24 protein-coding genes and 3 pseudogenes are annotated in these 25,600 nt (G+C 33.8%); 11 read left to right on the top strand and 16 right to left on the bottom strand.

Going from position 1 to position 25,600, the window contains the following annotated elements; genetic code table 11:
• The first annotated feature begins 250 nt into the window (after positions 1 to 250).
• The 3 genes from PLX19_RS03585 to PLX19_RS26110 all read left to right on the top strand — a co-directional run bounded on the left by PLX19_RS03585 (position 251) and on the right by PLX19_RS26110 (position 2,798).
• Entirely contained in the window at positions 251 to 1,519 is a 1,269-nt protein-coding gene (locus PLX19_RS03585) for a helix-turn-helix domain-containing protein (RefSeq protein WP_272187139.1), read from the top strand.
• 253 nt (positions 1,520 to 1,772) lie between these two features.
• Complete coding sequence (locus PLX19_RS03580; protein ID WP_272187138.1) at positions 1,773 to 2,411, top strand: hypothetical protein; 639 nt, start codon at positions 1,773 to 1,775, stop codon at positions 2,409 to 2,411.
• Positions 2,412 to 2,603: 192 nt separating this feature from the next.
• Positions 2,604 to 2,798 carry a hypothetical protein gene (locus tag PLX19_RS26110; RefSeq protein ID WP_442869025.1) on the top strand — a complete coding sequence of 65 codons (195 nt, stop codon included), beginning with the start codon at positions 2,604 to 2,606 and terminating at the stop codon, positions 2,796 to 2,798.
• Between the two features lie 111 nt (positions 2,799 to 2,909).
• On the opposite strand, the gene colA is transcribed toward PLX19_RS26110, so the two are convergent.
• Positions 2,910 to 5,804, bottom strand: coding sequence for a collagenase ColA (colA, locus tag PLX19_RS03570; RefSeq protein ID WP_272187135.1), 2,895 nt, complete (start codon positions 5,802 to 5,804; stop codon positions 2,910 to 2,912).
• Between the two features lie 297 nt (positions 5,805 to 6,101).
• On the opposite strand from colA, the gene PLX19_RS03565 reads away from it, so the two are divergent.
• The 3 genes from PLX19_RS03565 to PLX19_RS03555 all read left to right on the top strand — a co-directional run bounded on the left by PLX19_RS03565 (position 6,102) and on the right by PLX19_RS03555 (position 8,845).
• A protein-coding gene (locus tag PLX19_RS03565; RefSeq protein WP_272187134.1) for an IS3 family transposase occupies positions 6,102 to 7,243 on the top strand; the annotation gives its coding sequence in 2 pieces (ribosomal slippage) (positions 6,102 to 6,333 and positions 6,333 to 7,243; 1,143 coding nt in all).
• Between the two features lie 479 nt (positions 7,244 to 7,722).
• Entirely contained in the window at positions 7,723 to 8,103 is a 381-nt protein-coding gene (locus PLX19_RS03560) for a hypothetical protein (protein WP_272187133.1), read from the top strand.
• A gap of 466 nt (positions 8,104 to 8,569) precedes the next feature.
• The gene (locus PLX19_RS03555; RefSeq protein ID WP_272187132.1) at positions 8,570 to 8,845 is read left to right on the top strand and encodes a hypothetical protein; all 276 of its coding nucleotides are present in this window, start codon (positions 8,570 to 8,572) and stop codon (positions 8,843 to 8,845) included.
• 70 nt (positions 8,846 to 8,915) lie between these two features.
• On the opposite strand, the gene PLX19_RS03550 is transcribed toward PLX19_RS03555, so the two are convergent.
• The 9 genes and pseudogenes from PLX19_RS03550 to PLX19_RS03510 all read right to left on the bottom strand — a co-directional run bounded on the left by PLX19_RS03550 (position 8,916) and on the right by PLX19_RS03510 (position 16,401).
• The gene (locus tag PLX19_RS03550; protein ID WP_272187131.1) at positions 8,916 to 9,146 is read right to left on the bottom strand and encodes a YuzF family protein; all 231 of its coding nucleotides are present in this window, start codon (positions 9,144 to 9,146) and stop codon (positions 8,916 to 8,918) included.
• A gap of 237 nt (positions 9,147 to 9,383) precedes the next feature.
• Complete coding sequence (locus PLX19_RS03545; RefSeq protein ID WP_272187130.1) at positions 9,384 to 9,617, bottom strand: hypothetical protein; 234 nt, start codon at positions 9,615 to 9,617, stop codon at positions 9,384 to 9,386.
• Between the two features lie 296 nt (positions 9,618 to 9,913).
• A complete protein-coding gene (locus PLX19_RS03540; RefSeq protein ID WP_272187129.1) occupies positions 9,914 to 10,060 on the bottom strand; it encodes a BC1881 family protein in 147 nt (48 codons plus the stop codon).
• A gap of 546 nt (positions 10,061 to 10,606) precedes the next feature.
• Positions 10,607 to 11,068: a CarD family transcriptional regulator gene (locus PLX19_RS03535; RefSeq protein WP_272187128.1), complete on the bottom strand. Its 462-nt coding sequence runs from the start codon at positions 11,066 to 11,068 to the stop codon at positions 10,607 to 10,609.
• A 237-nt stretch (positions 11,069 to 11,305) separates the two neighbouring features.
• A pseudogene (locus PLX19_RS03530) lies at positions 11,306 to 11,668 on the bottom strand (IS4 family transposase); the annotation flags it as partial.
• A 573-nt stretch (positions 11,669 to 12,241) separates the two neighbouring features.
• On the bottom strand, positions 12,242 to 12,715 hold the full coding sequence (locus PLX19_RS03525) for a phosphate transporter (RefSeq protein WP_272187127.1): 474 nt from the start codon (positions 12,713 to 12,715) through the stop codon (positions 12,242 to 12,244).
• A gap of 9 nt (positions 12,716 to 12,724) precedes the next feature.
• Positions 12,725 to 14,075 (bottom strand): annotated as a pseudogene (locus tag PLX19_RS03520) (RHS repeat domain-containing protein); the annotation flags it as partial.
• Positions 14,076 to 14,507: 432 nt separating this feature from the next.
• Positions 14,508 to 15,932: a PH domain-containing protein gene (locus PLX19_RS03515; protein WP_272187126.1), complete on the bottom strand. Its 1,425-nt coding sequence runs from the start codon at positions 15,930 to 15,932 to the stop codon at positions 14,508 to 14,510.
• Positions 15,925 to 16,401, bottom strand: coding sequence for a PH domain-containing protein (locus PLX19_RS03510; protein ID WP_272187125.1), 477 nt, complete (start codon positions 16,399 to 16,401; stop codon positions 15,925 to 15,927). Before PLX19_RS03510 ends, PLX19_RS03515 begins: the two co-directional genes overlap by 8 nt.
• A 321-nt stretch (positions 16,402 to 16,722) precedes the next feature.
• Between PLX19_RS03510 and PLX19_RS03505 the strand changes: the two genes are divergently transcribed.
• Positions 16,723 to 19,131, top strand: coding sequence for a PAS domain S-box protein (locus PLX19_RS03505; RefSeq protein ID WP_272187124.1), 2,409 nt, complete (start codon positions 16,723 to 16,725; stop codon positions 19,129 to 19,131).
• 323 nt (positions 19,132 to 19,454) lie between these two features.
• On the opposite strand, the gene PLX19_RS03500 is transcribed toward PLX19_RS03505, so the two are convergent.
• From PLX19_RS03500 to PLX19_RS03490, 3 genes are read right to left on the bottom strand one after another with little or no spacing between them, the layout of a single operon-like run.
• On the bottom strand, positions 19,455 to 20,171 hold the full coding sequence (locus tag PLX19_RS03500; protein ID WP_272187123.1) for an EcsC family protein: 717 nt from the start codon (positions 20,169 to 20,171) through the stop codon (positions 19,455 to 19,457).
• Positions 20,172 to 20,187: 16 nt separating this feature from the next.
• Positions 20,188 to 21,405, bottom strand: a complete 1,218-nt coding sequence (locus PLX19_RS03495; RefSeq protein ID WP_272187122.1) for an ABC transporter permease — start codon at positions 21,403 to 21,405, stop codon at positions 20,188 to 20,190.
• Positions 21,398 to 22,144: an ABC transporter ATP-binding protein gene (locus PLX19_RS03490; protein WP_272187121.1), complete on the bottom strand. Its 747-nt coding sequence runs from the start codon at positions 22,142 to 22,144 to the stop codon at positions 21,398 to 21,400. Before PLX19_RS03490 ends, PLX19_RS03495 begins: the two co-directional genes overlap by 8 nt.
• Positions 22,145 to 22,696: 552 nt before the next feature.
• On the opposite strand from PLX19_RS03490, the gene PLX19_RS03485 reads away from it, so the two are divergent.
• Positions 22,697 to 23,131: an HIT family protein gene (locus tag PLX19_RS03485; protein ID WP_272187120.1), complete on the top strand. Its 435-nt coding sequence runs from the start codon at positions 22,697 to 22,699 to the stop codon at positions 23,129 to 23,131.
• Between the two features lie 14 nt (positions 23,132 to 23,145).
• On the opposite strand, the gene PLX19_RS03480 is transcribed toward PLX19_RS03485, so the two are convergent.
• A complete protein-coding gene (locus PLX19_RS03480; protein ID WP_272187119.1) occupies positions 23,146 to 23,337 on the bottom strand; it encodes a hypothetical protein in 192 nt (63 codons plus the stop codon).
• 113 nt (positions 23,338 to 23,450) lie between these two features.
• On the opposite strand from PLX19_RS03480, the gene PLX19_RS03475 reads away from it, so the two are divergent.
• The gene (locus tag PLX19_RS03475) at positions 23,451 to 23,813 is read left to right on the top strand and encodes a YtxH domain-containing protein (RefSeq protein ID WP_272187118.1); all 363 of its coding nucleotides are present in this window, start codon (positions 23,451 to 23,453) and stop codon (positions 23,811 to 23,813) included.
• A gap of 298 nt (positions 23,814 to 24,111) precedes the next feature.
• A complete protein-coding gene (locus PLX19_RS03470) occupies positions 24,112 to 24,672 on the top strand; it encodes an HTH-type transcriptional regulator Hpr (RefSeq protein WP_272187117.1) in 561 nt (186 codons plus the stop codon).
• Positions 24,673 to 24,676: 4 nt separating this feature from the next.
• Here the strand turns inward: PLX19_RS03470 and PLX19_RS03465 are convergent, their stop codons facing one another.
• Positions 24,677 to 25,012: a DUF1878 family protein gene (locus PLX19_RS03465; protein ID WP_272187116.1), complete on the bottom strand. Its 336-nt coding sequence runs from the start codon at positions 25,010 to 25,012 to the stop codon at positions 24,677 to 24,679.
• Between the two features lie 114 nt (positions 25,013 to 25,126).
• Between PLX19_RS03465 and PLX19_RS03460 the strand changes: the two genes are divergently transcribed.
• Complete coding sequence (locus tag PLX19_RS03460; RefSeq protein ID WP_272187115.1) at positions 25,127 to 25,312, top strand: hypothetical protein; 186 nt, start codon at positions 25,127 to 25,129, stop codon at positions 25,310 to 25,312.
• 31 nt (positions 25,313 to 25,343) lie between these two features.
• On the opposite strand, the pseudogene PLX19_RS26105 reads toward PLX19_RS03460, so the two are convergent.
• Positions 25,344 to 25,415, bottom strand: a pseudogene (locus PLX19_RS26105) (YjcZ family sporulation protein); the annotation flags it as partial.
• Between the last annotated feature and the right edge of the window lie 185 nt (positions 25,416 to 25,600).

Raw genomic sequence — 25,600 nt, 5'->3', positions numbered from 1 at the left:
ATGAAACACCAATTTTAGGTGGGCAATGAATTTTGTTAGGCGTGGCCTAGATGAATTGGTATAATATAGTAATATTGGTAAAAGGGTATATAAATTTCATATGTATTCAAATAAGTATTACTAGTCAAAACCATAAGTTGCAGTTGTGTTGTACCTCTCCTTCATATTTGGAGTGATACGTATAAGCGTTATTCTTATAATTTTGCATTAAAATAACTTAACTAGACCATTCAAAGAAAGGGATGAAGATATGAACACTGGTGAACGTATTCGACAAATACGTATACATAAAAAATTCACACAAGGAGAACTCGTATCCGGGATCTGTTCTATAACTTATTTAAGTAGAATTGAAAATGGACAAATTAAACCTTCAACTTCTTTTTTGGAAAAGGTCGCTGAAAAGCTAGATGTTGATTACAACTTTCTTGTCGATGCAGATTATGAGGATATAGAACCTAAGCTTCTTGAAATATGTAATAAATATAAAAATGATAAGATTATAAGCGAAAAAGACTTAGCTTCTTTAGAACTGTATGTTCGTGAAACAGACTCGACTCTTTTATTATTAAAGGCTTACGGTGTTTTAATATACTATCATTCTCGAAATGACAACTTATTACATGTAGCACGAATTGTAGATCAAGCTTCGCATGTCATCCTAAATCAAGTAGATCCTCAATATTCCAAAGATTTTATATATTATTTAATGGCTCGTGGTCATTATTTTTATAATAAACAAGACTATATGGCTGCACATGAAATTTATGTGAGGGTAGAGAGTTTACTTGGCCTAGAAGAAACTGAGCAACACGCAAGTATATATTATAATCTATGTCATGTAAATAAAGAGCTTTATAAAGATAAAAGTATTGGTCGTTTATATGCTAAAAAAGCCTACAGATTGTTCAAAAAATTCAATATGGAGCGTGAAGTAATACATACTCTTTTAATGCTTGTACTTCTGTATGAGTCAGATGGATTATATGACATAGCTCTCGAAACCTTACAGCAGGCAGAACTTGGAGTGAAAAATAATTATAATTCTATGTATTTACCTATGATTTCGTATTATTACGGAAAAATTTATCAAGGCTTGAAAGACTATACGAATGCTATTAAGTACTATGAAGAAAGCTTACAACTAAGTGAATTTCTCTACCAAAAAAGTCAAAAGATATACATGCTCCGAGGCTTAATAGAGATTCATATAGATCTTAAAAATTGGAAAACTGTTAACAAATTAATGGATGAAGCATTTCAATTTTTATCAATTGCTGATGTACCTTCCGCTCATGTTCAACTATACGGATTGAAGGGAAAGATCTCCAAATTAAGAGGAGATGATTATGGATATGAGAAAAATATGCAAATAGCTATTGAAATGGGCTTAGAAAAAAAACAATACCCTTTAGTTCGTGAACTCGCTACTGAACTAGGAAACTATTTTTATGATAATCGCGCTTATAAAATGTCAGCAAAATATTTGAAAATATTGAGTCAACTCTCCCCCACTTAAACGTAGCTTTAAGTGGGATTTCTTATGTATTCATCCACGCCAGAATGCTTCCATACAAATGCATTACTTTCTTCGAATATGCAGACTAAGGAGATTAAACATTTCCTAATATTTCAAATTAAGTAAAATATCCAGTTTAAAATACGTAATAATTCACCAAAATTTTAATGAAATTTTACTAATTGTTATTAACATAAATGAACACGTATATTTTAAGTACAGAAAGTCAAACAGCAAGGAGGTGGTTATTCTGATGCTAGAGACAAAGTGTTCTAGAAATATGATAGACAATATAAACTATCATTTGAATCAAAGTAAAGGCGATAATCAATATTTAAAAATCCTTTCAAATGAACGTGAAATATTGCCATATCATGTTTATAAACACCCATTGCGTAAACAAGCATCACAAAAAGAAATGAGTAGTCTAGTTAAGCCATTGATTCATATGAATACGTTAGCTCAAATTCTTTACGAAGCATTTCACGACCAAACATTTACAGCTTTAGTACCTATTCTATTTGTTTTTGAGTCAAATGTTGTAACTGGTATATCGATACCAGGTGCGTATTCAATTGACTTTTATCATGATTATTTTGTTCATTTAAAAGATATCAATATTCAAGAATTACGGCCGAAAATAGGCAAACAAAAAGGACCAGTAGCTATCGGATATATGATAAACCAAAACGAAAGTATCCAGCATTCAAAAGAATTTATGTATCAAAGGTTAAAAGAACAAATTATAGAATGTATGTTAGCCTTACAAAAGAAATTGCATATACACGGAGAGTTAAAAGAACAAATTCAGTTGTCATTTGATTTCAAAAAAATCATGATGCCTTTAATAGTCTTACAGTGGATTAAACAGACAGCATTACATTATAAATAAGAAAGAGGGATAAATATGAATACAGAAAGAAACGAAGCGGGAAATAAGAAAAAAATAGCAAGATATACGGCTGGAATCGCTATACTTTTAATATCGCTATCCTTTATATACCAATGGAAAAACGGTTTAGAGATTGATAGTACTGAAAACTTTGGTCTCTCATTCGCTGTTATCATTTTCCTTTTTAGTTTTATGCCTAAAAGAAAAAGAGAGCGAAACGTAGTAAGATATACGGCTGGAATTGCTATACTTTTAATATTGCTATCCTTTATATATCAATGGAAAAACGGTTTAGAGGTTGATACTACTGAAAACTTCAGTCTAGCAATAATTGTTGCCATTTTTCTTTCTAGTTTTATTCCTAAAAGAACAAAAGAGAGTAAATAATGTAATAAGCACTTGAGATCTATTTCTCAAGTGCTTATTGCTGTAAATATAAATTCAAAAATTGTATATCTTTTCTACAAAAATAAAGTTACATATACATCGGAAATCGTTTTATTTTACCAATAATGAATATGTCCCTTTTGCATTTTCCTTATCAAAAAATGCAACTATGTAATACTTCCCAGGTTTCGCTTCAAATTTCCCTTTTATATTATTTCCATCCGCTTGGCCCGTGATGACAGGATTTCCTAGATCTGATTCGTGATATACATCCCAGTTTATCCCAATTCCCTGTTCATCTATAAAAGAAATATCCACTTCTTTTGGAGACGTGACATTGAATGTGTACATATACGCCATATTAGGTCGATCCATATTTCCTTTTGAAAGCTTATTAAAACTAAGTACCTTTGCCTCTTGATAGTTATGGCCTGCCGGCTCGTCCTGTTTTACGGTAACCGTTGTTTGCCCACGTCCTACTTTTCCTTTATTATCTTTCACTGTTAGCTTTGCATTATATGTTCCTTCTTTTCCATATACATGGGTAGGATTTGCTTCTGTACTTGTTGTACCATCGCCAAAATCCCAAAGATACGAAACAATTTTTCCACCTGTGCTCTCTGTACCATCGCTATGAAACTGAACTTTTTCATTTAATGTCTCATTGTATGGTCCATTCATATTTACTTTAATCGTCTGTTTTTCTTCTTCTCCCGTTGCAACGCCATGGAATACAACATCGTATTCAAATTGATTTTTCGCATTCACACGATAATTGACAAAATACGCTGTAACTGTTTTGTAGCCGCTCCATTCTTTTTGCGCCAACTGCTCTAAAGATTGGTTGATTTGCTTGCTCATCGCTTTCCAATCCTCAGATTCTCCTTTTGTTACGCCGCCTGTATATGTTCCTTCTAATGTGAATGTATCAAAGAATTGAGACTTATGCTTTGTCATTGTTACATCTTTTATCTTTGCTACATCTGTAATGTCTTTCTTTACATCCGCTAGTGGCTTTGGTGCATGCTCAGCTAAATAATCATCTGATACTTGCGGGGTATTATATGTACCCTGATTATCAATTAACTGCTTCATATAGTCTTGGTATCCTTTATTTAAATTTGGATCCTTACTTAAAGCTTCACGATATGCATCATAACCCTTCACATCATTTGCACGAATTAAATCTTGAATCTTATCGAACGTTTCAAATTGATGAGTATATAAGTAAGACTGCAGGGCAAAAGAATAATTATAAAAGTCCCATTTTTCGTTTCCTTCTCCTTGTCCATATTTCGAAAATAATGTTCGTTCTGCTGTATAGCGTTTCGCAGGATCAGATGATAATCCTCCAATTATACTTTGGCGCGGAACAACATTATTCGTACGAGTAGATCCCGCAAAAAATTCAGCATTTCCTTCATCAAACCAAGTCATGCGTTCATTTCGATATAATTCTCCTTGTCCCCATGATCCTGGAACTTCGTATCTTGCCTGTAAATAGTGTGTAAACTCATGACGGAACAATTCTTCTAAAGTATATCTACTCTGCTGCGGTGTACGTTCATATGTAAAGAATGTTCCGACGCCTTCAATGTAAATTCCACCATTATTCGTATCATATCCATATAGTTGGCTATTTCGTTTATATTCATCTGGATCATTATAAATTACGATTGTCAGTACATCATCAGCTTTCCCTGATTCTAACGCTGCATCGTTTCCAATTACACGATGATATTGCGCTTTTACTTCTTTAGCAGCCCAATATAGTCTCTTAACCTTTTCTTCTGTTACTTTATCTCCTGTTTTAAAGACAATAGCACCGTCATCAAATGTATACGTTTTTGGTAAGTACTGCTTTTGACCTTCTTCACGTATTTTCTTTAAATCTACTGTATTTCCGTTATAATCTTTTCCACCATAGTTTGTTGAAATTTGCTCTACAGCATTAAAATAAGCTTCACTAAAACGCGGGTACATACGCATTGCTTGTGTAAGCACTTCTAAAGGTTTATTTGGATTACTATGGAAATTCCCTAAACGACCAGTATAATACACACCATTATTAATTAACCAGCTATTTTCTGTTGTTACATTTCTTAGAAGAGCCAGTCGACTAATTTCATTTATGAAACCATCAATTTTCCCATACCATATTGTTTCTTCCGCTTTTTTCTTTGTAAACTGTATATCATCATCAATCCCTTGAATAAGATTATACAAGGCGTCCCCTTTATTCCTGTCACTTACATATGTAGAAATATTATCGTTATATTGTTTTAAAATGTTCCCTGCATATTGAACCGTTTCAGCATCACAAGAAGCATTTCTAATTAATTTACCATATGCAGATACCACTTTATCCTGTTTATCTGTACCAAGTTTAAAATTCGGATTTCTTCCAATTTCTTTTAATGCAGGTAAACATTTATCCTGGAAGCTTCGCTCATTTAAATAGTTTAACTCTTTATTATTAAAGCCTAAATAAAAGCCGCAATATAATACTTCAACAAACGTTTCAATCCCTTTTGTATCATCTTTTGTAAATGTTCTTCCACGGCGACCTAATTCATCAATAATAACCTGGATTCGCCCTTTATTTTGATAAAACGCTTTTGTTTCTTCATTAAACTGAGATAAATCTGCGATTTGATCCCAACCAACATTTGCCAATGTATCAATTAATTCGGCATCACTCATTCTATTCAGCTCTGCCACAGAATACTTTTGCTGAAATTGTTTTGCCACTGCTCGTTTCACGATTGGAGCTGGACGTTGTGAAAAATCGTTCACTTTTAAACGTTCTTCATAAGACAATGTTTCGTCTGCCTTTGTAGAGTGTGCAAGTTCATCTGTTGAAGTTTCTATCCCAATTGGTTTCTTTTGCAACACATTATAAGGTGTGTTTTCTTCCGCTGATACTTGTGTTTGAATACTTCCAAATGATAAGGCCACTGTACTAATACCAAGCATCATTTGGGTAAATTTTGATTTCTTGTTCATAACATTTCCTCCGTTTCTATAATCCATCCAAAAGAATAGCACGTTATTCCCATAAAACAATTTAATATGCAATATTGCATATTAAATTGTTTTATATTTGTGAACAAATCATAAAAACTCAATGACATCAACGTTTTCTAGCTATAGTCATACATATATTTATTCTTTAAAAATGCTGTCACAATAAGTTTTTGTAGTCCTTAACGTACAAAACTGCCAAAATGATAGAGTTAGTATAGTCATATGGACACAACTTAGTTAAGTCCTTACAATGGGTTTCAAGGAGGAAGTGTCCGTATGACAAATAAGAAATTTAATGAAGAATTTTTAAAAATGGTGGTTGAATTATATCGTTCAGGACAACCTGTCAAACAATTAAGCAGCGAGTATGGCATATCAGAAGTAACCGTTTATAAATGGATTAAAATATATTCTCCTATCGCATCAGTTGATGAGGATGAAATGACGCTAGAAGATCTAAAACGAATGAAAAAAGAAATGCTTCGTCTAAAAGAAGAAAATAAAATATTAAAAAAGGCTATGGCCATATTCGGGAGAAAATAAAAGATACAGAATTACACCAATGTATCGATTGGCAAAAAGAAACGCACTCTGTTCATATGATGTGCCAAACTCTCGGTATAGCGAGAAGTTCTTACTACCAATCTCAGCACAAAACAGAGTCAAAGCGTAGTCGTGAAAATGAAGAATTAACCCCAAAAATTATACAAATTCATCAAGACAGTGGAGAGCGTTACGGTGCGCCCAAGATTCATCAAATACTATTGGAACAAGGATTACAAGTAAGTATAAAGCGTGTACAGCGGCTCATGAAAAAAGAAGATATTCGTTCCGTTATCTTAAAGAAATACAAACCACATTCATCAAAATCAAATGTAGAAGAACGGACAAATCTATTAGAACAGGACTTCTCTACAACGACAATTAATGAAAAGTGGATAGCGGATATTACCTATATTCACACGCAAAAAGATGGTTGGTGTTACCTTGCATCTGTCATGGATTTGTATTCTAAAAAAATTGTTGGATATTCATTTTCACGAAATATGACAACGAATCTTGTGGTAAAAGCGTTAGAAAACGCTTACTATACACAGAAACCACCAGAGGGTCTCATTCTACATACTGACTTAGGAACACAATATACAAGTAAAGAACTCCAAACGATACTCGCGAATTATAAAATCAACCCCTCTTTCAGCAAAAAAGGGTGTCCATATGATAATGCTTGTATGGAGTCGTTTCATGCCACTTTAAAGAAAGAAGAAGTATATCGTACAAAATATGTCACATTTGAACAAGCAAACTTAGCATTATTTCAATACATCGAGGGATGGTATAACCGCAAAAGGATTCATAGTAGCATTGATTATAAAACTCCCCAAGCAATAGAAAATCTAGCTAAAAAAGTAGCTTAGATTTAACTTTTTTGTGTCCAAAATATTGACTCAAATCCAAACATTTAAAACATATAAAACAATTATTATATAAAACAAACAAAACATAAAACGTTGCATTGATTGAATATAAAAATATAATCTTATCAATTTTAATACCAAACACTCATCTTAAAACTATAATTTAGGTATTCCCACAACCCAATTTGTTATTTTTATATTTTTCAAGTACTGGCGGCAAAAAGCGGATTTTATACAGGCTACGAGAACGGTTTGAACTGCCAAATACTGTTGTGACTGGGATGTATGAAACCCCGTATACAGCGGAGGGAACGGAAGGCTGGCAAACTCTTGGTATGAATGGATTCTTGAGATTTGATTACTGCTGATAATGAGACGTTATGTCAACCTCATATGTATACTGTATTTATTTCACATTTTATCTATCTTACTTATTGATAACTGTCATACAATGAAGATAATATTAGAAAATTGTGAGGATGATTACGTTAGGAAAATTTTCAATTAGTTATGCTATAAGTCTGCTTACTTTTATTATCGGATGGTTATTGATGCCATATGTTTTTGATCCTGTTTCTTTTCACCAAAATGATTTGGATTTGCCTACCATATTTGGATTCATTATAATTCTCATCATATATGGTAGTATACTAGATCTTGTAGCTTGCTTAATTGGAGAAGTATTATACAGGAACATAAAACAATGTAGGGAGTTTCGATTTGGAATTCCTGTATTTATAGGACTAGCTGTTATCTATATACTTATACTCTTTCTTCTTAAAAATCCATATTCTTCTAGTTTGGTTACACCTATTATTATGGGTTCCTTAGCTTTTTATTTAGTACGTAGAAAAATATAATTAACTTCCGTTAACGAGAATTATGTAAAAAAGTTAGCATGAAGCTAGCTTTTTTCTTTTTGTTCATGGATGTTCTAATCTCTTTATTTACAGTAGTTTTAATGTATACTTCCGTTGTTAAATTTGAAGATATTAGGAGATTTAGTGTGAAGTCAATGTTTAAAGGGATTTGAAAGTAAACTAATATTTAAAAGTTTACTTTCATTAAAATAAAAAAGAGCCTTATTAATTTAGGAATTTTTTTCGTTTTGGGGAACAATTAATTTCTTAAGTTGATGGCTATGGGGTCACCATATCAAAAAAAGAAAATTGTACGTTCAGACACATTTCAACCGATTCCTGTACGTTAAGGGATTAGTTTGTATATTTGAGGAGATGTGCGAGACAGGTGTATATTCAGGATAATCTAATATTTCCCATTTGAATATGATAGAATAGAAGTATATTCAAAATGGAGGAATAGCAAATGAACTCAAACACAAAACAGTTTATTTATGATATCCAGCAAAGAAAGAACAATTATATAGAAAATGTATTAATAGCAATACAACATCCTAAAAAAGAGCAATCTGAACAAGTCATTCAAAATATAGTAGAGAAGATGGATATGATGATCAATTTAGTTACTACTTACATGGCTATTGAATCAGAATCTACAAAAGAATTAAAAGAGCTTCAGGAAGAACTTATTCATGCTCAAGCATATATTCAAAAACGGAAATTTAAAGAAACACAGAGATAAAACCCTGTGTTTTTACTTGGTGGACTATGACATTAATTTTTTATAAATCTGATTAGATGTAATTTGATTATTATTTTGGCATAATCCACACAATTTGTTGAATGCGTACAATATATGGCACCGTATCTTCAATGAGCAAATGATCTGGTTTAACATCTTTTAACTTTCCTCTTACATTACCTCTTACAGTTTCAATAACCACATGTTTACCAATTACTGATTGTAATGTCTGATATACGTAGGGATTGGGTGCACTTACCATATGTTGTTCACTCAAGTCATTTCCTTCCGAATAACTCATTCTATAAGACTCCTTTCTAACTTACATTCTTTCTCCTAATATATGATATAAATCTTATAAATATGCTAGAAGGATAATTCATTATAGGAACGGAAATAACATTTTAATAAGGTACGGTTTCTATTTCTAAATTGCTAAAAATTATTTATATAAAGTTACTTTTACTAGTTAATAGGTGATAATATATGGATATTTTGAATGTACATCTAGGTTGTTCCTTTTAGGATATGTATGATTTTAAATACGCCCTTTATTAGAGTAGTGCTCATACTTTTTTTGAAATTCTTTCATAATACGTGCGTTAAGTAAAATTGCTAACAATAAAAACACTCCATATTTTCCTCCTGTAGCTCCTATGATTATCACACTACTATAAACAAGTACAATTAATTGGATAAACGAAACTAAATAAATACGATCATAATTCTTTGACATCTTCTCATATTTTATGCGTTCTTTACTTGCATCCATTTAAATCCCTCCTTTAAATTATCCATTTCACTCTCAAATAAATCTTGCCCTTAAAAAGGAAACAATATATCGTTTTAAATAATTAGTTTGTTTTTTTATCAACTAATTTATATAACGTAAAAAGAAATCCTACCAATATTAAGCTTTCCACCATGATAATCCCGACCCTCTCCTTCCTTTTAACCCCAACACATCAGATAAAAGTTATGTATATCCCATATTAGCTGCAGCAAATAAAAAGGATCCTCCTTCTCTTAAAGGCTGATCCTTTTCTTCTTGCATGCAACTATTTTCACCTATTCTTGATTAATTAGAATAACAGCTGGTCCATCTACACGAATTCCACCAACTTCGATTTTTCCATAAGGCTCAACTGTAATAGAAATGATTCCTTCTCGCTTCTTTAATTCATTACTTAATTCTTTTGTTAACATTTTTTTCATGTGTGCACTCCTTCTTACTGCTTAATTTACTATTGGTATGTAAATAAAATTTAAAATGGTTTCCTGGTCTGGAAACCATTTTTTGTAGTTGACCATATGGTATTACCAGTTCGTTTATCAATTTTACGTTAAGAAGATAAACAATTACTATTCACTGTCTCAGTAGATGTAAGAAATTCTTAAAGATAGCGGTGAGATTGATTGTTTTTTCTTCTAGAAATAATGACTTAGATAGTATATTACCTAAAACAATGAAAGCCCTACCTCTCTTTCATCCTTACGGCTCCTTGTCCGTGCCAGTGTGAATCAGGATTACAAAAATCAAGTGACTATTTAATCGAGTTATTTGATGAAACTTTGAACGTTCGTAAAAGAAATTTAAAAATAAAAATGGATTAGATTGAAGTAATAACAAAAGAGGTTCCTACTCTAAAAGTGAGTTGAAGAAGTTGAATGTCTTTGAAATGATTTACTTTTAATAATCATCACATTTCCGAAAAATTCAGGATATTTTCGGGGGATGTAATACATTATCTATAATGAATCTTAACAGAAACTTTTTATTTGATTTTCGGTGATCCCTTTAATTAATCCTAGTTCACTAATCAAAAATTCATGTGCGTTATCCAACATTTTTTTTTCGCTTGTATTAAGTGCCTTTTCTTTCTGCATACGCATTAGATCACGTACAACTTCAGCACCTTCTTGTATTTCACCCGTTTTTATTTTTTCCATGTTCATTTTATACCTTTGTTTCCACGGCAATAATTTATCTGATTCTCCATGCTGAAAAATGTGTATAATGTGTTTTAATGCAAGTATATCAGTAACTGGGCGTATACTCGAACTTAATATTTTACCCATAGGAATCATGACTTGCATATTACTGATTGACATTTTTATAACATAATACTGTTGTTTTTTTCCTGAGAATTCTTTTTCTTCTATGGCTTCAATTATACCTGCTCCGTGCATTGGATAAACAATGTTATCGCCAATTTGAAACATATAATCCACCTCCATATATGGTAACCTTCTTAAGCTTAACATATATGTTATTTTTTATCAAAAATTTTATAATATCATGAAATTATTTTTATTGTCAATTACTTTTTTCTTTGGAAATCAAATTAAATAAAAACAGCACAAAAACCATAGGGAGTGTGTAAGATTTCCAATAAAGGGAAGGGGAATTTCCCCTCGCATATTCTGAAACCTCTACTCATTAACGTAGATCAGTTTCCCCTTGAGAACAGAAGTATATGGAGAGGAAATCGGTATAGATGAGGCTAATTTTTGGTTTAGTAGTTCAGCTAATATGTGTTGTAAAAATTGGACAGCCGCTTTATTAAATCGTTGATTCAGTCCCTCAGGACTGATGAGCACTTCTGTTGATGCTTCTAAACAGCTAGATAACTGGGTTAAAGAAGTTGTAGCGACATTTTGGCTCACCCATACACATAAAGCGACTAAATCTTTTACTTGGTACTTACTAGTCCGTTGCACAAACCCAACATCTCTAGCAATATCTCGTAAGATATTTGGGGATAAGAAGCCTTGAATTTCTTGAGCAAATAGTCGTAATTCATCAGATACAGAAATAGGCATAAAAAACGCCATCCTTTCCTATGATTCTACAGAAAGAATAACGTATTTTTTCATTTTAGGGGGTATTTTGTTTTGTTAGCTTGATAGCGATGGGGTACCGCCAGCATTTCGAAAAAAAAAAAAAAAAAAAAAAACCACGTTAAGGATTTGTGAGATGAGAAAAGCCGGCTTTTCCTTCTATAGAAAAGTCGGCTCGAATTTATCTTTTTTAATTTACAGGAACTTGTAGTACGTAAATTTCTTCTTGCTACCTTGCCTCTGGTTACAAGAACGCTGGTACTAGGCAACATAGAAAAAGAAGAACCCGTTTAGTTTCTTCCTTCAAAAGAGTACAGAAGTTACTCAACAGAAATCTGATTATTCTTAATCTTTTATTTCCTCTGTATCATATAATAAATCTTCATTTACAACATATATTGGACTATTTGCAATATCGATACAAAGTACTTAAGACCACGGTATCGCAAAACGTTCATATACATCCCGCCAGAATTCCATGGATTACCTTTCGAACTCTACCATTTAACTACTGATATTAACCAAGATTCATGTCATCCGTAATATAGTTCTAATTCAAATCACATTGTTTATCTCAGTAATAATTGAAGCATCTTGTGCTTGAACTTCAATATATGATGAATCAAAAATTTTGCAGAAAATTTCACATCTATCTTGAAGATACGTTTCAAGTTCATCCATAGAATTAAATACGTTTGTTTTAATACTATTTAGCATATGTTCTATTTCATGACCACCAATAATAAATCTTTCAGAGATATATTCATCATTTAAAAATGATAGATCCAATGGTTCGAACACAACTACATTTCGATTAAGAAATCCTTTTAATTTAACGTAACTTTTTACTTCATCTTTAGACTTAAAAGTATCTAGGTAGTAAATATATAAACAATACTTTGAATTTAAAAGGGTTATAACTTCTCTAATTGCGTCATTAATAACCTCATATACCCCTTCTTCACTATTATAAGTATTATTATTACTAATTATTAAGCTATGTTTTTCTTTTTTTATATATTTATTCATATTAGAAGATCACCACCTATTCTTAGCTCTCCATAAAGTTTTTCTCCATGTTGCTTTTCCTCTATTCCAATTTCCTTTATACTTAGAATATTTTTTTTTTTGCAAATGATACCCATGGTTATTATGAGGTGTATGGAATTCAAGCGAAGAATAAGTTCGCTTTCCTGTTTTCTTCTTGGTAGAATAAATTATCCCCCAATAACCTTCCCCTTATCATTAGTTCCTTTAATTCGGCCGATTTTGTGTATTCTAGGACTTTTTCGTACTATACTTTTTCCCTTATTCCATACTGACTTTGCAATCTTTTTCCCGTATTTTGTACCATAACCTATAGCAACTTTACCAAATACTCTAACACCTACAATTGCTACTGGGATAAACCATGGGAAATGCCCATCCGGATCCACCGACAAGAACACTCCATGATTTGGATTGTAATATCTTGCTATTAAATAATACATCCCAATCTCTTTATCATGCATATATCCTGCATAGCCAAATGGATTCTCTGTCGCGATACCTTTTGCATCACTCTTTAAGACATTTCCCCATGCATCGTATTCATAGCTTGCTACGACTTGTCCATTTTCGTCTGTCATCGCGATGACGTCACCGCGTGGGTTGTAGTGGTAGTATACTGTTTGTTCTTGGGATTTCATCGCAAGGCGGATACCGTCTACGGAATATACATATTGACGAAGGACATTGTTGCTTGCATCTGTTTCGTATAATGGGTTGATACTGTCGCCGTCGTAGTGATAACGGGTTGTTGTTCCGCTCACTGTTTTTTCAATGCGACGGCCGTCGTCATCGTATTTATATGTCGCAAACAGTGTACTTTCGTATTTTGATTTAAAGCGTTATATTCATAGTTTGTTGTGTTGTTATATGAGCCATGATTGATTGTTGTATCTTTTAGTTTATGAGATTTTGGTTGATACGACCATTTTACGCTACCGCCTCGGTCTGTCATGCTGATGATGCGGTTGCATTCGTCATACGCTTTTTCACGGTTGATTCCGTTTATATGATCAGTTACCTTTGTTTCATTTCCGTTCTCATCATATGCATAGGAGAATGCATCTTTGCCGTTTCGTTTTGCTTTAATTGCTCGGTTTGCCGCGTCGTACTCCCATTCTAACACAGTGTTAGTTGGCATCGTTGTTTTCGTTCGATTCGCATTTGCATCGTACTCGTGTAAAATTTTTCGAGATAACGCATCTTGGAAAACAGTCAGTTTGTTATCCACATCATACTCGAAGATGTTCTTTTGTGTTTTTCCGCCAGCTGTCACAAATTTCTCAGTTGCGTTTCCATTATCATCATAACTATAAGAAACAGAAGTACCATTTGCCATTGTTCATCGTTTCCTCAATTGCCTCCATCGGAATAGAAGACACAATTAACGCCATCACGATGAGCTGGATTACATACCGGTACCATCGCCTTTTTCTTTTTCCCTTTTCATACATTCACCTCGCCAAAATTTTTAATATTACAAAACAAATGTAAAAAAAGTAGAAAATAAAGGAAACATATTTTAGAAAATTCTGTATTTATAACATTTAAAACGCGCAAATTTCTGACATTTTTCGATGAACCTTTTTATTCTAAAGTATTTTTAGTAAAATTATTAAATATTTACATTTTAATTCACTAACTAAAATATCAATTTAGTTTAAAACCTTGTTCCATATTAAAAAAGGAGATGACTTCTGTCAGCTCCTTTTAGTGTTTCTAGCGCGTCGAACATCGTCGAAGACTCTTTATCCCGTGTCGAAGCGTCGATATATCAGTACTCTCGCTTATACCAACTTTGCATCTTCTTCGCATCTTCCATCCGTACATGTTCTAACGTATGACCAGCCGAGGCATTATGGAAATGATATGTACAAAGTGCATCTTTTTTCTGGAAGTATGATTGGCTTTTCTTTAAAGATTGAATGTGTCTTCTTTTCACAAAAACAGTATATTTGGCGATTCCGCGATATGACATTGTCAGTTGATCGTCATCAATACGATATCCGCCTGCTTTGTACTGCGCATAGCCAAGCCAGATGGACACTAAGAAAAGTGGTAATAATAGCGCAAGTAGAAAGTGTTTGTGAAAATATAGACTCGAACCGATAATCGGTACTGCTACAATACAAGCGAAAATAAAATTATCTAACATGTGACGTCTCATTGCCGTTTTCGGTAATTTTGTCATCTCACTGTTTATATCATATGGTAATTGTAAATATTGCAGCATCTCTAGCACTTTTTGCTTCTTCATAAGCGGATGGAGCGTTACGTCTGTTTTTCCTTCTTCAAATTTTTGAATCGCTTCTACATGAACAGAGCAATATCCAAAAGGCCTGCGAAGGATCCCTTCTTTCATTTTAATCCCGTGAATACGGTGCGCTTTCAAGACAAGCTCTTTTCTTTCTAGCAAACCTTGTGAGATGCGAATTTCATCTCCTTTACGTGAAATGGTAAAATTCGCATGCTGCAACGCATATTGAATCGTTGAAACAACCCACGATAATAGAAGTAAAGCAACGAGCATATATACCCAGCCAGCTATATCACTTTCAAATATATACGTTTCCACATAATGCTCAATTTTCTTCACAATGTTATTCGGCATAATATCGCGAATTTTATCTGCTAAAATGAAAAGGATTGAAAATAAAAGTCCGAATTTCCCAGAAGTAATACTTGCCAGCAAAATTTCTTTCCACGTTAATGTATATGCGACTGCAGTATGTTCTTTCTTTTCAATCGCAGTAATCTCTAATTCAGGCTCATCCTTCACATCGCTATTTTTATTTAACATGGCAATTAAACTTTTTGCTTCTTCTTGGGTAATTCCTACTAACTGTACTTCTGCTTCATCAGCCCCACCAGCAGTTTCAATCTTTAACTTTGTGAGACCTAATATTTGATATAAAACATTTGAGCTCGTATTAATGGTTTGGACACGGTCTTTGTTTAAGAAGCTTTCTTTCTTTGTGAAAAGACCTTCTTTAATATGCAATACATTATTTTCAACCCAGTACATTTTGTAATACCACGAAATGAAGTTAAAAATAACCCCTGCACCAATAATTAGAATCGGGATCAAATACCAAAAGGGAAATGAGCCGTCTTTAATAGCGAAAACAAAAATTACTGGTAAAACACTACTTAGCTTTACCTCAAACAAAATCGTAATCGGATGCTGCCGCTTATACATCCTCATCACTCACCTTTGCCAGTTCTGCAATTTGGCGTTTTAACCTCTCAGCTTCACGCATCGTCAATCCTGGAAGAGTATGCGCTGTTGCGGCTGTTGAGATTTTCAACTCAGCTAAATCAAACTTGCGCATAATAGGTCCTTGTTCAATTGTAATATGCTGAATACGAATCATCGGTACAAGTACTCTTTCTACAGTAAACATTCCTTTTTGAATTTCCATTTCCTCTTCGTTTAACTCATAGCTATAATAGCGCTGACGTAAACTTGGAAATACAAGATAACCGAGCGGTGCATACGCAAGAAGCCCGATTACAAGTGCACCAAATATCCAGCCTGTCCAATCAAATTTCATCATAAATATACAATAAGCAATTGTAATCATAAGACCGATTCCAGATGTAATAAGCGAGCTAATTTGCCATACTCTTACCATCTTTGGATTAATTTCATTTTCTAACGGTTGCATTCTTTCACCTCTAACTTCATAATCTAGTGCAGATTTTTCTGTGACTCTATAATCATATTAAAAACACAATTGGAAAACAAGCCATGTAAAGGGAATGTTTTCCTTTTATGCAGCTGCAAATTTCAAAATCGATATAAAAACTCTCTTTCTTTTTAGATGGGCAAGAGCATCTGGCCATGCATAGAAGCAGCTTAGATGGCGAAAAGTTAAAATGAATTTATACAGTCACAAAAAGAAAACTACTGTTCTCTATTTCTATCATATTTTTGTAGGATTTTCCCTCTTTTTGTCGAATTTGTTTGATATAGGGAGGGGCACAGTATGTTTATCAAAGATTTTTTTATTAACCTATTTATTTTTGCTTTTCTAGTTAGTTCAACTATATTCATCCAAGTGTTTGTAATGAAATCCAATCAGTTCATCGAAAAATTATACGGGGCATTTATTGCTATTATCTTGATGGTCTTCTCTTTTAAATGCATGGGGTTTTATTATGACCTTCGGGCTGTTCCTCTCATTTTGTCATTTGTTTACTTTGGTCGTACTGCCGGTTGGATTACGGTACTTAGTATTTTTATCATGCGCGTTATGTATATGGATGGATATTGCGGACCGTATATCGCTGTATTATTAGGGGTAGGCATTATATTTACTATTTTTAAAACATATTTCAAACATTTACATCCGTTTAAAGCTAGCTTTCTTTATTTGATTTGTTATGTGGCTATGATTCGATTGATAGGAGGATTCTTCATTCCGACTGTAATCTCTAATATTTTTTACATACAAAGCTTATTATTTATGAGTTTAGGCCTTTTAAGCGGACTTTTTCTGATGGAAGCTTATCAAAAGTTATATTCTTTAACACAAGAGCTATTTAAAATGAATCAAAAATTACAAAAATCGAAGCAAGAGCTGAAAGATACTGTTCATGAACTACAAGGAGGAATTTTTAAATTTATTAAAGTAGATACGCACTTTATACATACGATGTGTGATGGACAATTTTATTATCAAAATGGATTTCATTCTGAACAAGTGGTAGGAAAAAGTTTACGTACGATAGATCCTTCTATTATCCCTCCCCATCTCGTTCCTCAATTACTGAAGTATTATGTACAAGCATGGGAAGGGAATGAAGTTACATTTGAAATTCCCTGGCCAGATAATAAAACCATTGCTCTAATCGCACTTCGGCCAATTAAGCAAAACGGAAAAGTAATTGAAGTTGTTGGTTCTGCAATTGATATTACAGAGAGAAAAAAAGTGGAAGATGAATTAAAAACGACTAAAGAATTGCTGGAGTCATTTGTAGATAACAATATAGATGCGATTGTTATCACAGATCGAGAAGGGCATATTTTACAAGCGAATAAAGCTTATGAAACGATATTTGGTTGGTCCATACAAGAAGCGATCGGTAAAAAACTTCCTTGTGTTCCCGATTTCTTAATGGATGAATCGATAAAAATTGTTCGAAATATCCTGTCTGGAAAATCTGCAATTACTCGATTAGAGACCATTAGACAACGAAAAAATGGGGATTTAATTGCTGTAAGTATGACAATTTCACCCATTCTAGATGTAAGAGGAAACATAATGGCTCTCGCTGCGATCTGTAGGGACATTTCCGAAAGAAAACAAGCAGAAAAAGAACGACAGCAATTATATCAACAATTGCAAGAAAGTGAATTGAAATATCGTGCACTATTTGAACAGGCAGCGGATGCGGTATACGTAGTAGAATTGGATAAAAATCGAACTCCTACTCAATTGATTGAAGTAAACACTATTGGATGTGACAGGTTTAATTTAAGTAGAGATGAGATTCTTAGTATGCCATTTTTTGATCTTACTTCTAAGGACTCTCCCCTTATAAAAAGATTAATAGAAAAAATTAAAAAAGGGGAAAATTCTTTTACTTTACATGATGAGTATGTTTTTCCTACAGGAAAGAACATAACGACAGAGATTAGTATTCATGTATTCAAGTTAAATGGAAAAGAAGTTTTCTTAAGTATTTCTCGAGATATTACTGAACGAACCAAGACGGAAGAGTTATTAAGAAAATCCGAAAAACTTGCTGTTGTAGGTCAACTATCTACAGCAATCGCTCATGAAATTAAAAATCCTTTAACTGCAATGAAAGGATTTATGCAATTATTAAAAACGGTGGAAAATGAAAGTAATCATCACTATATAAATATCGTATCATCAGAAATTGATCGAATTGAAAGCATTACAAATGAATTTATGGCAATCGCCAAACCTCAGGCAGTGAAAATTCAGCCTAATGATATAAGTATGTTAATGAATCAAGTTGTCATGCTGTTAGAACCCCAAGCACTCATGAATAATATACAAATGAAGACAGAAGTTATGTCTACTATTCCAATGATACATTGTGAAGGGAATCAATTAAAACAAGTATTCATTAATATTTTGAAAAATGCCATTGAATCGATGCCAACGGGAGGCGAAATTGTCATTCAAATTGATGGAGCTGATCATGATCAAATCAATATTCGATTTATCGATCAAGGATGCGGAATCCCGCAAGAACGTATACCATACCTTGGCGAACCTTTTTATAGCATTAAAGAAGAAGGAATTGGCTTAGGATTAATGATTTGTTATAAAATTATTGAAATGCACCAAGGAAAGATATGGATTGAAAGTGAAGTGAATAAAGGAACAACGATTGATGTTACTCTGCCTGTTTGTAAATGATAAAACAAAGGTTGTTACATGTTAAAGTGTATGTATATAAGTAGAAAAACAACATCCCCCCTTTAAGACAAGAGCATCTGGCCGTGCATAGGAGCGGTCAGGGCCCTTTTCTGCCACATGGAATGAGTCATGATGTATTCTGCATTACAGCGACTTATAAAGAAAAACGGAGTCGACTCAAAAGAGATGTAGATATCATTTGAATCAGCTCCTCCTTAATATGTTCACTAATATATCGGCACTTCGACACGCCAAGTACACGAAAAGGAGCTGACTAATCCTTTTTTGAGCCAGCTCCTTTCTATGATTTAAAAAAGCTCTTATTACATCATACCTTCCCGCTGCAATAATCGTAGCCGATAGCAATTCATCGTCACTTCACCTAGCCGCTGCAGAAGTTGATAGTTTGCATACGCCCCCACTGGTGCACCGATGACAGGTACGAGCTGTAGCATTTTTGCTAGGTCAATATAGTCGCGGTATTCTTGTTGGAATTTCTCCCAGTCGATATGATTTTCTTTATTTGTATCCCACGTCTCAATGGCTTTCCATATTTCTTTCCGGTGATTATCGCTTGAGAACGCAAGCTGAAATACGTGAAGGATAAATAACCGCTCTTCTTGTTTACTCGTATCATAGCCGTACAATGTTGCCGCATCAAATAAAAATTTAATTTTAATGCTGAGCAGCAGCGGGAAATCAGCAAGCCCGAGTAAGAAGCCTCCTGCTCCTGTCCCGGCTCCTTCTGCGGCTGCAACCTTTTTATACTCATCGATCTTCTTTAATACTTCTTCATCTCTTCTTTGCAGTGACCAATCGGTTTCTTTCAGCCTCGGTTTGATGAAATTCGAACCAATACTAATGCCTTGCACCAACGTTTTAATTGTTTCTGTAAGTATCTTTTGCACTTTTTCTGGAATAAGCTGCTGCATTTTCGTTTGAACTGTTTTAGAGAAACGTGTCATTGCAGAAGAATTTTTAATCATTTTTCTTTTCCACTGCTGTAATTCTAAGATGACCTTTTGTTCATATTCAGTCATTCTTTTCTCCCTTTCCCTATATACGGTCTAATTTTTTTAAACGCTTCGCCCCGTATTGATAGACAAACAAGGCACTAAATAACATATTCATAAGAAAAACAAGTCCCGTCATCATAATATCTTTCGTTGCAAACGCAAAGAGTACAGCGAAAATGACACCGCCTACGCACAGCAACGTACATAATAACGTCAGAAAATCCTTCATTTTCACTTCTTCTGAAATCGGATATAACTCGAGCCATAATTTCAAACGATGATGCTTCCATAAACTTAACAGCTGATAACCGATTAAATATAAAAATACGACACCGACAAGAAGGCGGACATAGAGAAACGGCGCAAAGTATAAAATCAAACCGCCAATTGCCAGTAAGCGGACATACAATCCAAAATAATTTCCTGAGCGTAAAAACGTGCGCAAGAATAAGAATAAGTAGGTTCTTTTATCTGATACAAATTGAAGAATAAAATCAAGCCATTTGCGACGAGCTACCCGTTCTTTTAATGCCGGTACATCAACAAACATATTGGCAATGCGGTATAGCAGCATCATTTTCTTGCCTTCTTCAGCAATTAAATATTCCCAGTTCAGCGGTTTTCCTTTTACTTTCTGCTGCAAAAACACAAGATAAATGACCATTGCAAAGACGATCGCTCCTATATACAAAGCAGCAGCGCGTTCGACAAGGAAATACACAAAGAAAAAGTTCAGTACAAAACGGATAAGCCAGTCAGTGAGATGAATGCGGTCATCCGTCATATAAGACTTCTCCCACGTTACAAATAAATTCCATCCTTTACTTAGCACAATCGCAAGTACAATAATTATGTATGTTTGTCCTGATTGTTTCATCTGCTGGAAATAGAGTGGAGCAAGCGCCGCACTTACCATCGCCACAATATACAGTTGGATGATAAACGTAAATTGAAATGCTTTTACGAAATATGCTTTTAATTTTTCTTCTACTGGAAGTAAATATACAAGATCCGCTTCTTTTAATAACGTTTGAATCGATCCTGCGGTTAATACAAGTCCGAGCAGCACCGCCATCACAACTGCGGTTGGAAATGCAGGTGTTAATGTTTGCAGCCATTGCTGATAATAATACGCACCAGCACCGATGATAAACACAAAAATAAATTTCAAATGATCATTAAATACATATTTACTGTATGTACGCGTTTCCTTTAAAAAATGACGAAATCTTTCTTTCCATAGCCCTTTACTATTCATCTGCATCTTCTTCCTTCGTTAGTGCAATGTAAATATCATCAAGCGTTGCCCCTGGCATATGAAACTCGCTTTGCAGTTGCTTGAGAGTGCCCTGTGCCCGGATTTCACCTTGATGCAAAATAATAAAGGAATCACAATAACGCTCTGCTGTTGCTAAAATATGCGTACTCATTAAAATGCCTGCACCGCTTTTTTTCATTTGATCCATCATTTGTAGCAATGATTGAATCGCTAACGGATCTAGTCCAACAAATGGTTCATCCACAATATATAAAGATGGCTCAACTAAGAACGCACTCATAATCATTACTTTTTGTTTCATCCCTTTTGAAAAATGAGATGGAAACCACTTCAAACGATTTTTCATGCGAAATTCTTTTAACAGCTTGTCTACGCGCTTATCATATTCTTTCTCGTCAATGCCATACGCCATTGCCGTTAACTTTAAATGTTCTTCTAACGTTAGCTCTTCATAGAGCACAGGTGTTTCTGGAATAAATGAGAAACTAGAGCGGTATGCTGTCATATCGTCTTTTAATGTCTTACCGTTAATCGTAATATGACCTTGCTTCGGCTCCATTAGTCCGATAATATGTTTGATTGTTGTACTTTTTCCTGCACCGTTTAAACCGATTAAACCGACAAGCTCTCCTTTCTTAACAGAGAATGAAATATTTTGTAATACAGGCCGCTTCGTATATCCGCCTGTGACATTTTCCACGCGTAATAATTGTTCCATATGACACCACTTTCTTCATTTATGTATATGTAATCATCTTACCAAAAAAATAAAGTTCCTACATAGTACAGATCTACGATAAAAAGAAAAAATTTCCTCTGCATATCTTTTAGAAAAGGGGACATCATAATTAGTGAGGAAGGAACACATTGAAAAAGCAACCATAAAAGTGATGAACACAGCCTAGCGAAATCATCATGAAATGGGGTGTCTATAATGGACAAAGGTAATTTACACGGAGTCATATAAGTTGTTTCATTTTAGAAACGGGGTGTCTCGAGGAGAGTAGATACTGTTTTATAAAATAAACAATTCATTTCCGAAGGATTGCAACATCATTTCATTGTAAATGGGGTGTCAACGGCAGAATATATGTCGAGTTACCGCGCATTTCCTAAATAAATGAGGTGTCTCCTAAAGGTAGATTAAACGAAAACGCTTTTTCAAACCTTCTTCAGAAGGCAGGAAGCTTACCCGCTTCCTGCTTTTCGTGTTTTTTCTCTTATGTAATTATGTTAAAATACGGCTAAGACAACTGAAAGGATGAGGAATATGAATCATACAGCAGATAATTGCATTTTTTGTAAAATTATTGAGGGACAAATTCCTTGCGCAAAAGTATATGAAGATGAACATGTACTCGCTTTTCTTGATATTAGCCAAGTTACAAAAGGGCATACACTCGTAATTCCAAAAATACATAAACAAGACGTATTCGCATTAACACCAGAAATTGCTGCACACATTTTCTCTGTCGTTCCAAAAATTTCGAATGCGATTAAAGCTGAATATAATCCAGTTGGTTTCAACTTATTAAATAATAACGGCGAAAAAGCAGGACAAACTGTCTTTCACTTCCATCTTCATTTAATCCCACGCTACGGTGAAAAAGACGGTTTCGGTGCTGTATGGAAATCTCACCAAAGTGATTACACAATGGAAGAGTTACAAAATATTGCAAACACAATTGCAACTAGTGTAAAGTAACCCTTTTATCAGAACTATTGTAGTATGTACAATAAGATTGTACATGCCATACACACCCCACCAATGAACGCAAACTTAACAACTTGCTGCTTTACTAAAAGGATTGGCGGGTACGATCTTTTCTGTTTTAAAATAAAAAATAATTGCATTGCTCGTACAAGAAAGAAAAGACTGACAATAAAACAAATGTTTGTAATCAATTTCACTTTTCTCCCCCCTTGTCTTATGCATATGCACAGTTTTACACATCATGAGTATAACAATACTGTGAAACTTCTATCTGTGATGTTGAGTTTCACAAATTAAGGAGGCCCTTTTCATGTCAAAATCTAAATCCTTTCTAACTGGCGTTATTTGCGGCGGAGCTGTTGCTGGACTTGCTGTACTCTTTTCCACTCCTTCATCTGGAAAAGATATGCGAGGTAAGTTAAAAGAAAAAGGAAATGATATAAAGAAAACATTGGCTGATATTACAGCTGATACAAAATTATTAAAACGACAAATTGTTGAAACAGCTTCTGAAGGAAAAGAAGTCATTCAAGAATTAAAAGATGATATGCACGAAACATTCTCAACATGGAGACAAGATATTTCGCAAAATAAGCGCCATATTGAACTAGAAATTGAAAACATTCAAAAATCAATTGAAAAGTTACAACAAGCGGTTCCTGATAAAGCGTAATTTTTCGTATATAACAAATCGTTTTGATTCTTACCGTCTCTTATACGGCACATGACATACATGTGTCGTATTTTTTATACAATGATCCTCCTCTCCTCTCTACGTCCAAATTAGAATAAAATTCCGTCAATCTTTGTCTCATCCGACAAGGAAAAGCTTTTATAACTACTCGAATTTTGTATAGTTTTGTCATTTTAACGAAAAATTTTCACAATTCTAACAAAAACACTTTATTAATTTTTATTTTACTGGCATAATAGATAGTAATGAATAAGAATTGTATAAAGTAGGTGAATCGATGAAAAACAGTGAAAAAAGTTATTCGATAAAAGAAGCAATGATTTTCAGCCAACGCATGGCTCAATTATCAAAAGCATTATGGAAATGCGTAGAAAAAGATTGGCAACAGTGGATTAAACCATACGATTTAAATATTAATGAACATCATATTTTATGGATTGCGTACCACTTAAAAGGGGCTTCTATTTCAGAAATTGCAAAGTTCGGTGTCATGCACGTATCCACGGCTTTTAACTTCTCTAAAAAACTAGAAGAACGCGGTCTACTTATATTTTCAAAGAAAGAAGATGACAAACGAAACACGTATATTGAAATTACCGAAAAGGGCGAAGAATTGCTGTTGCAATTAATGGAGGAATATGACCCGGAAAGTAATTCTGTCTTTAACGGTGCATTAGCTCTTCGCAATTTCTACGGTAAGTTCCCAGAAAACATCGAATTAATTGCCATTTTACGTAATGTTTATGGGCAAGACTTTATCGACATTTTCGAGAAATCACTGGATAATATCGAGGAGAGTTTTATAGAGCACGATGAAAAGCTTGTTAAAAAATGCTAATTTATTATCTTTTCGCTATCATACGTAAAAATTCTTGCATCAACGGTTGAAACAGCCCTTGACGTTCGAGCGCTTCTGCCGCCTCTTTTCCTTCGAGGCTCTGCGGAAGCGCTCTTTCAAATTTATGTAACAGCTCATCAAATAAAAGCAAACCTTCTTGCTTTTCCATTATGTATTGCTCATTCATTTGTTCACAAAGAACTAATAAACGTTCTACGTCACGTTTCATCACTTTCTTCTTTATGATTAAAGAATAAAATGGACACTTTTCTTCATCTATCATATTAAAAAGAAGCGATACATAATATTCTGCTTGTTCTAAGCGTTTCACAACGTCCATTTTCTTCCCTCTCTTTCTAATCCAAGTTCTCTATTTCAGAATTTTATAACACGAACAAATTATCGTATGATACAATAGGGTTATATGTATTTTCGCCAAAGGAGGACTCTCCTCATGACAATTATATTTATTGCTTTTGCACTTATCGTTCTAACTTACACAAACCTTATGACACACACACTGTGTCAACAAAAACAAATATCTGATCGACGTCAAACGAGTGTCTTTCGGTTCATTAACGTATGTATTACCATTCTATTAATTTCTAGTTATATAGAAATTATATTTCATGCAAAGTGAGGAAGGAAACCCCTTCCTCACTTTTTTTCCTCTATAAACAAATTATACCTACTATTACTAATAAAATAAACAACACAAGCCACAAAATTAATTGTTGATTCATTATAATTTCAACCTCCTCATTTCTCTATGTATGCGTGTAAGCCCAGAATGGTGACATGACTGAATCTGACAATCCTCACCAGCAAATGGGTAATTTTTCTTTATCAATAGGAAAACAGAGCAAAATATGTTATATTAAATTTTGTACATATTGCTTATACTATAAAGTGAAACTTCCATTAGTGG

Origin of the sequence: Bacillus sp. BP-3 (assembly GCF_028401955.1) — a bacterium.
Classification (GTDB): Bacteria; Bacillota; Bacilli; order Bacillales; family Bacillaceae_G; genus Bacillus_A.
This window is presented reverse-complemented; position numbering and strand designations above follow the sequence as displayed.

Excerpts from the sequence above, each read along its gene's own strand:
- PLX19_RS03585 (WP_272187139.1), top strand. The coding sequence starts at position 251 with ATGAACACTGGTGAACGTATTCGACAAATACGTATACATAAAAAATTC.
- PLX19_RS03580 (WP_272187138.1), top strand. The coding sequence starts at position 1,773 with ATGCTAGAGACAAAGTGTTCTAGAAATATGATAGACAATATAAACTAT.
- PLX19_RS26110 (WP_442869025.1), top strand. The coding sequence starts at position 2,604 with ATGCCTAAAAGAAAAAGAGAGCGAAACGTAGTAAGATATACGGCTGGA.
- colA (WP_272187135.1), bottom strand. The coding sequence starts at position 5,804 with ATGAACAAGAAATCAAAATTTACCCAAATGATGCTTGGTATTAGTACA.
- PLX19_RS03560 (WP_272187133.1), top strand. The coding sequence starts at position 7,723 with ATGATTACGTTAGGAAAATTTTCAATTAGTTATGCTATAAGTCTGCTT.
- PLX19_RS03555 (WP_272187132.1), top strand. The coding sequence starts at position 8,570 with ATGAACTCAAACACAAAACAGTTTATTTATGATATCCAGCAAAGAAAG.
- PLX19_RS03550 (WP_272187131.1), bottom strand. The coding sequence starts at position 9,146 with ATGAGTTATTCGGAAGGAAATGACTTGAGTGAACAACATATGGTAAGT.
- PLX19_RS03545 (WP_272187130.1), bottom strand. The coding sequence starts at position 9,617 with ATGGATGCAAGTAAAGAACGCATAAAATATGAGAAGATGTCAAAGAAT.
- PLX19_RS03540 (WP_272187129.1), bottom strand. The coding sequence starts at position 10,060 with ATGAAAAAAATGTTAACAAAAGAATTAAGTAATGAATTAAAGAAGCGA.
- PLX19_RS03535 (WP_272187128.1), bottom strand. The coding sequence starts at position 11,068 with ATGTTTCAAATTGGCGATAACATTGTTTATCCAATGCACGGAGCAGGT.
- PLX19_RS03525 (WP_272187127.1), bottom strand. The coding sequence starts at position 12,715 with ATGAATAAATATATAAAAAAAGAAAAACATAGCTTAATAATTAGTAAT.
- PLX19_RS03515 (WP_272187126.1), bottom strand. The coding sequence starts at position 15,932 with ATGTATAAGCGGCAGCATCCGATTACGATTTTGTTTGAGGTAAAGCTA.
- PLX19_RS03510 (WP_272187125.1), bottom strand. The coding sequence starts at position 16,401 with ATGCAACCGTTAGAAAATGAAATTAATCCAAAGATGGTAAGAGTATGG.
- PLX19_RS03505 (WP_272187124.1), top strand. The coding sequence starts at position 16,723 with ATGTTTATCAAAGATTTTTTTATTAACCTATTTATTTTTGCTTTTCTA.
- PLX19_RS03500 (WP_272187123.1), bottom strand. The coding sequence starts at position 20,171 with ATGACTGAATATGAACAAAAGGTCATCTTAGAATTACAGCAGTGGAAA.
- PLX19_RS03495 (WP_272187122.1), bottom strand. The coding sequence starts at position 21,405 with ATGAATAGTAAAGGGCTATGGAAAGAAAGATTTCGTCATTTTTTAAAG.
- PLX19_RS03490 (WP_272187121.1), bottom strand. The coding sequence starts at position 22,144 with ATGGAACAATTATTACGCGTGGAAAATGTCACAGGCGGATATACGAAG.
- PLX19_RS03485 (WP_272187120.1), top strand. The coding sequence starts at position 22,697 with ATGAATCATACAGCAGATAATTGCATTTTTTGTAAAATTATTGAGGGA.
- PLX19_RS03475 (WP_272187118.1), top strand. The coding sequence starts at position 23,451 with ATGTCAAAATCTAAATCCTTTCTAACTGGCGTTATTTGCGGCGGAGCT.
- PLX19_RS03470 (WP_272187117.1), top strand. The coding sequence starts at position 24,112 with ATGAAAAACAGTGAAAAAAGTTATTCGATAAAAGAAGCAATGATTTTC.
- PLX19_RS03465 (WP_272187116.1), bottom strand. The coding sequence starts at position 25,012 with ATGGACGTTGTGAAACGCTTAGAACAAGCAGAATATTATGTATCGCTT.
- PLX19_RS03460 (WP_272187115.1), top strand. The coding sequence starts at position 25,127 with ATGACAATTATATTTATTGCTTTTGCACTTATCGTTCTAACTTACACA.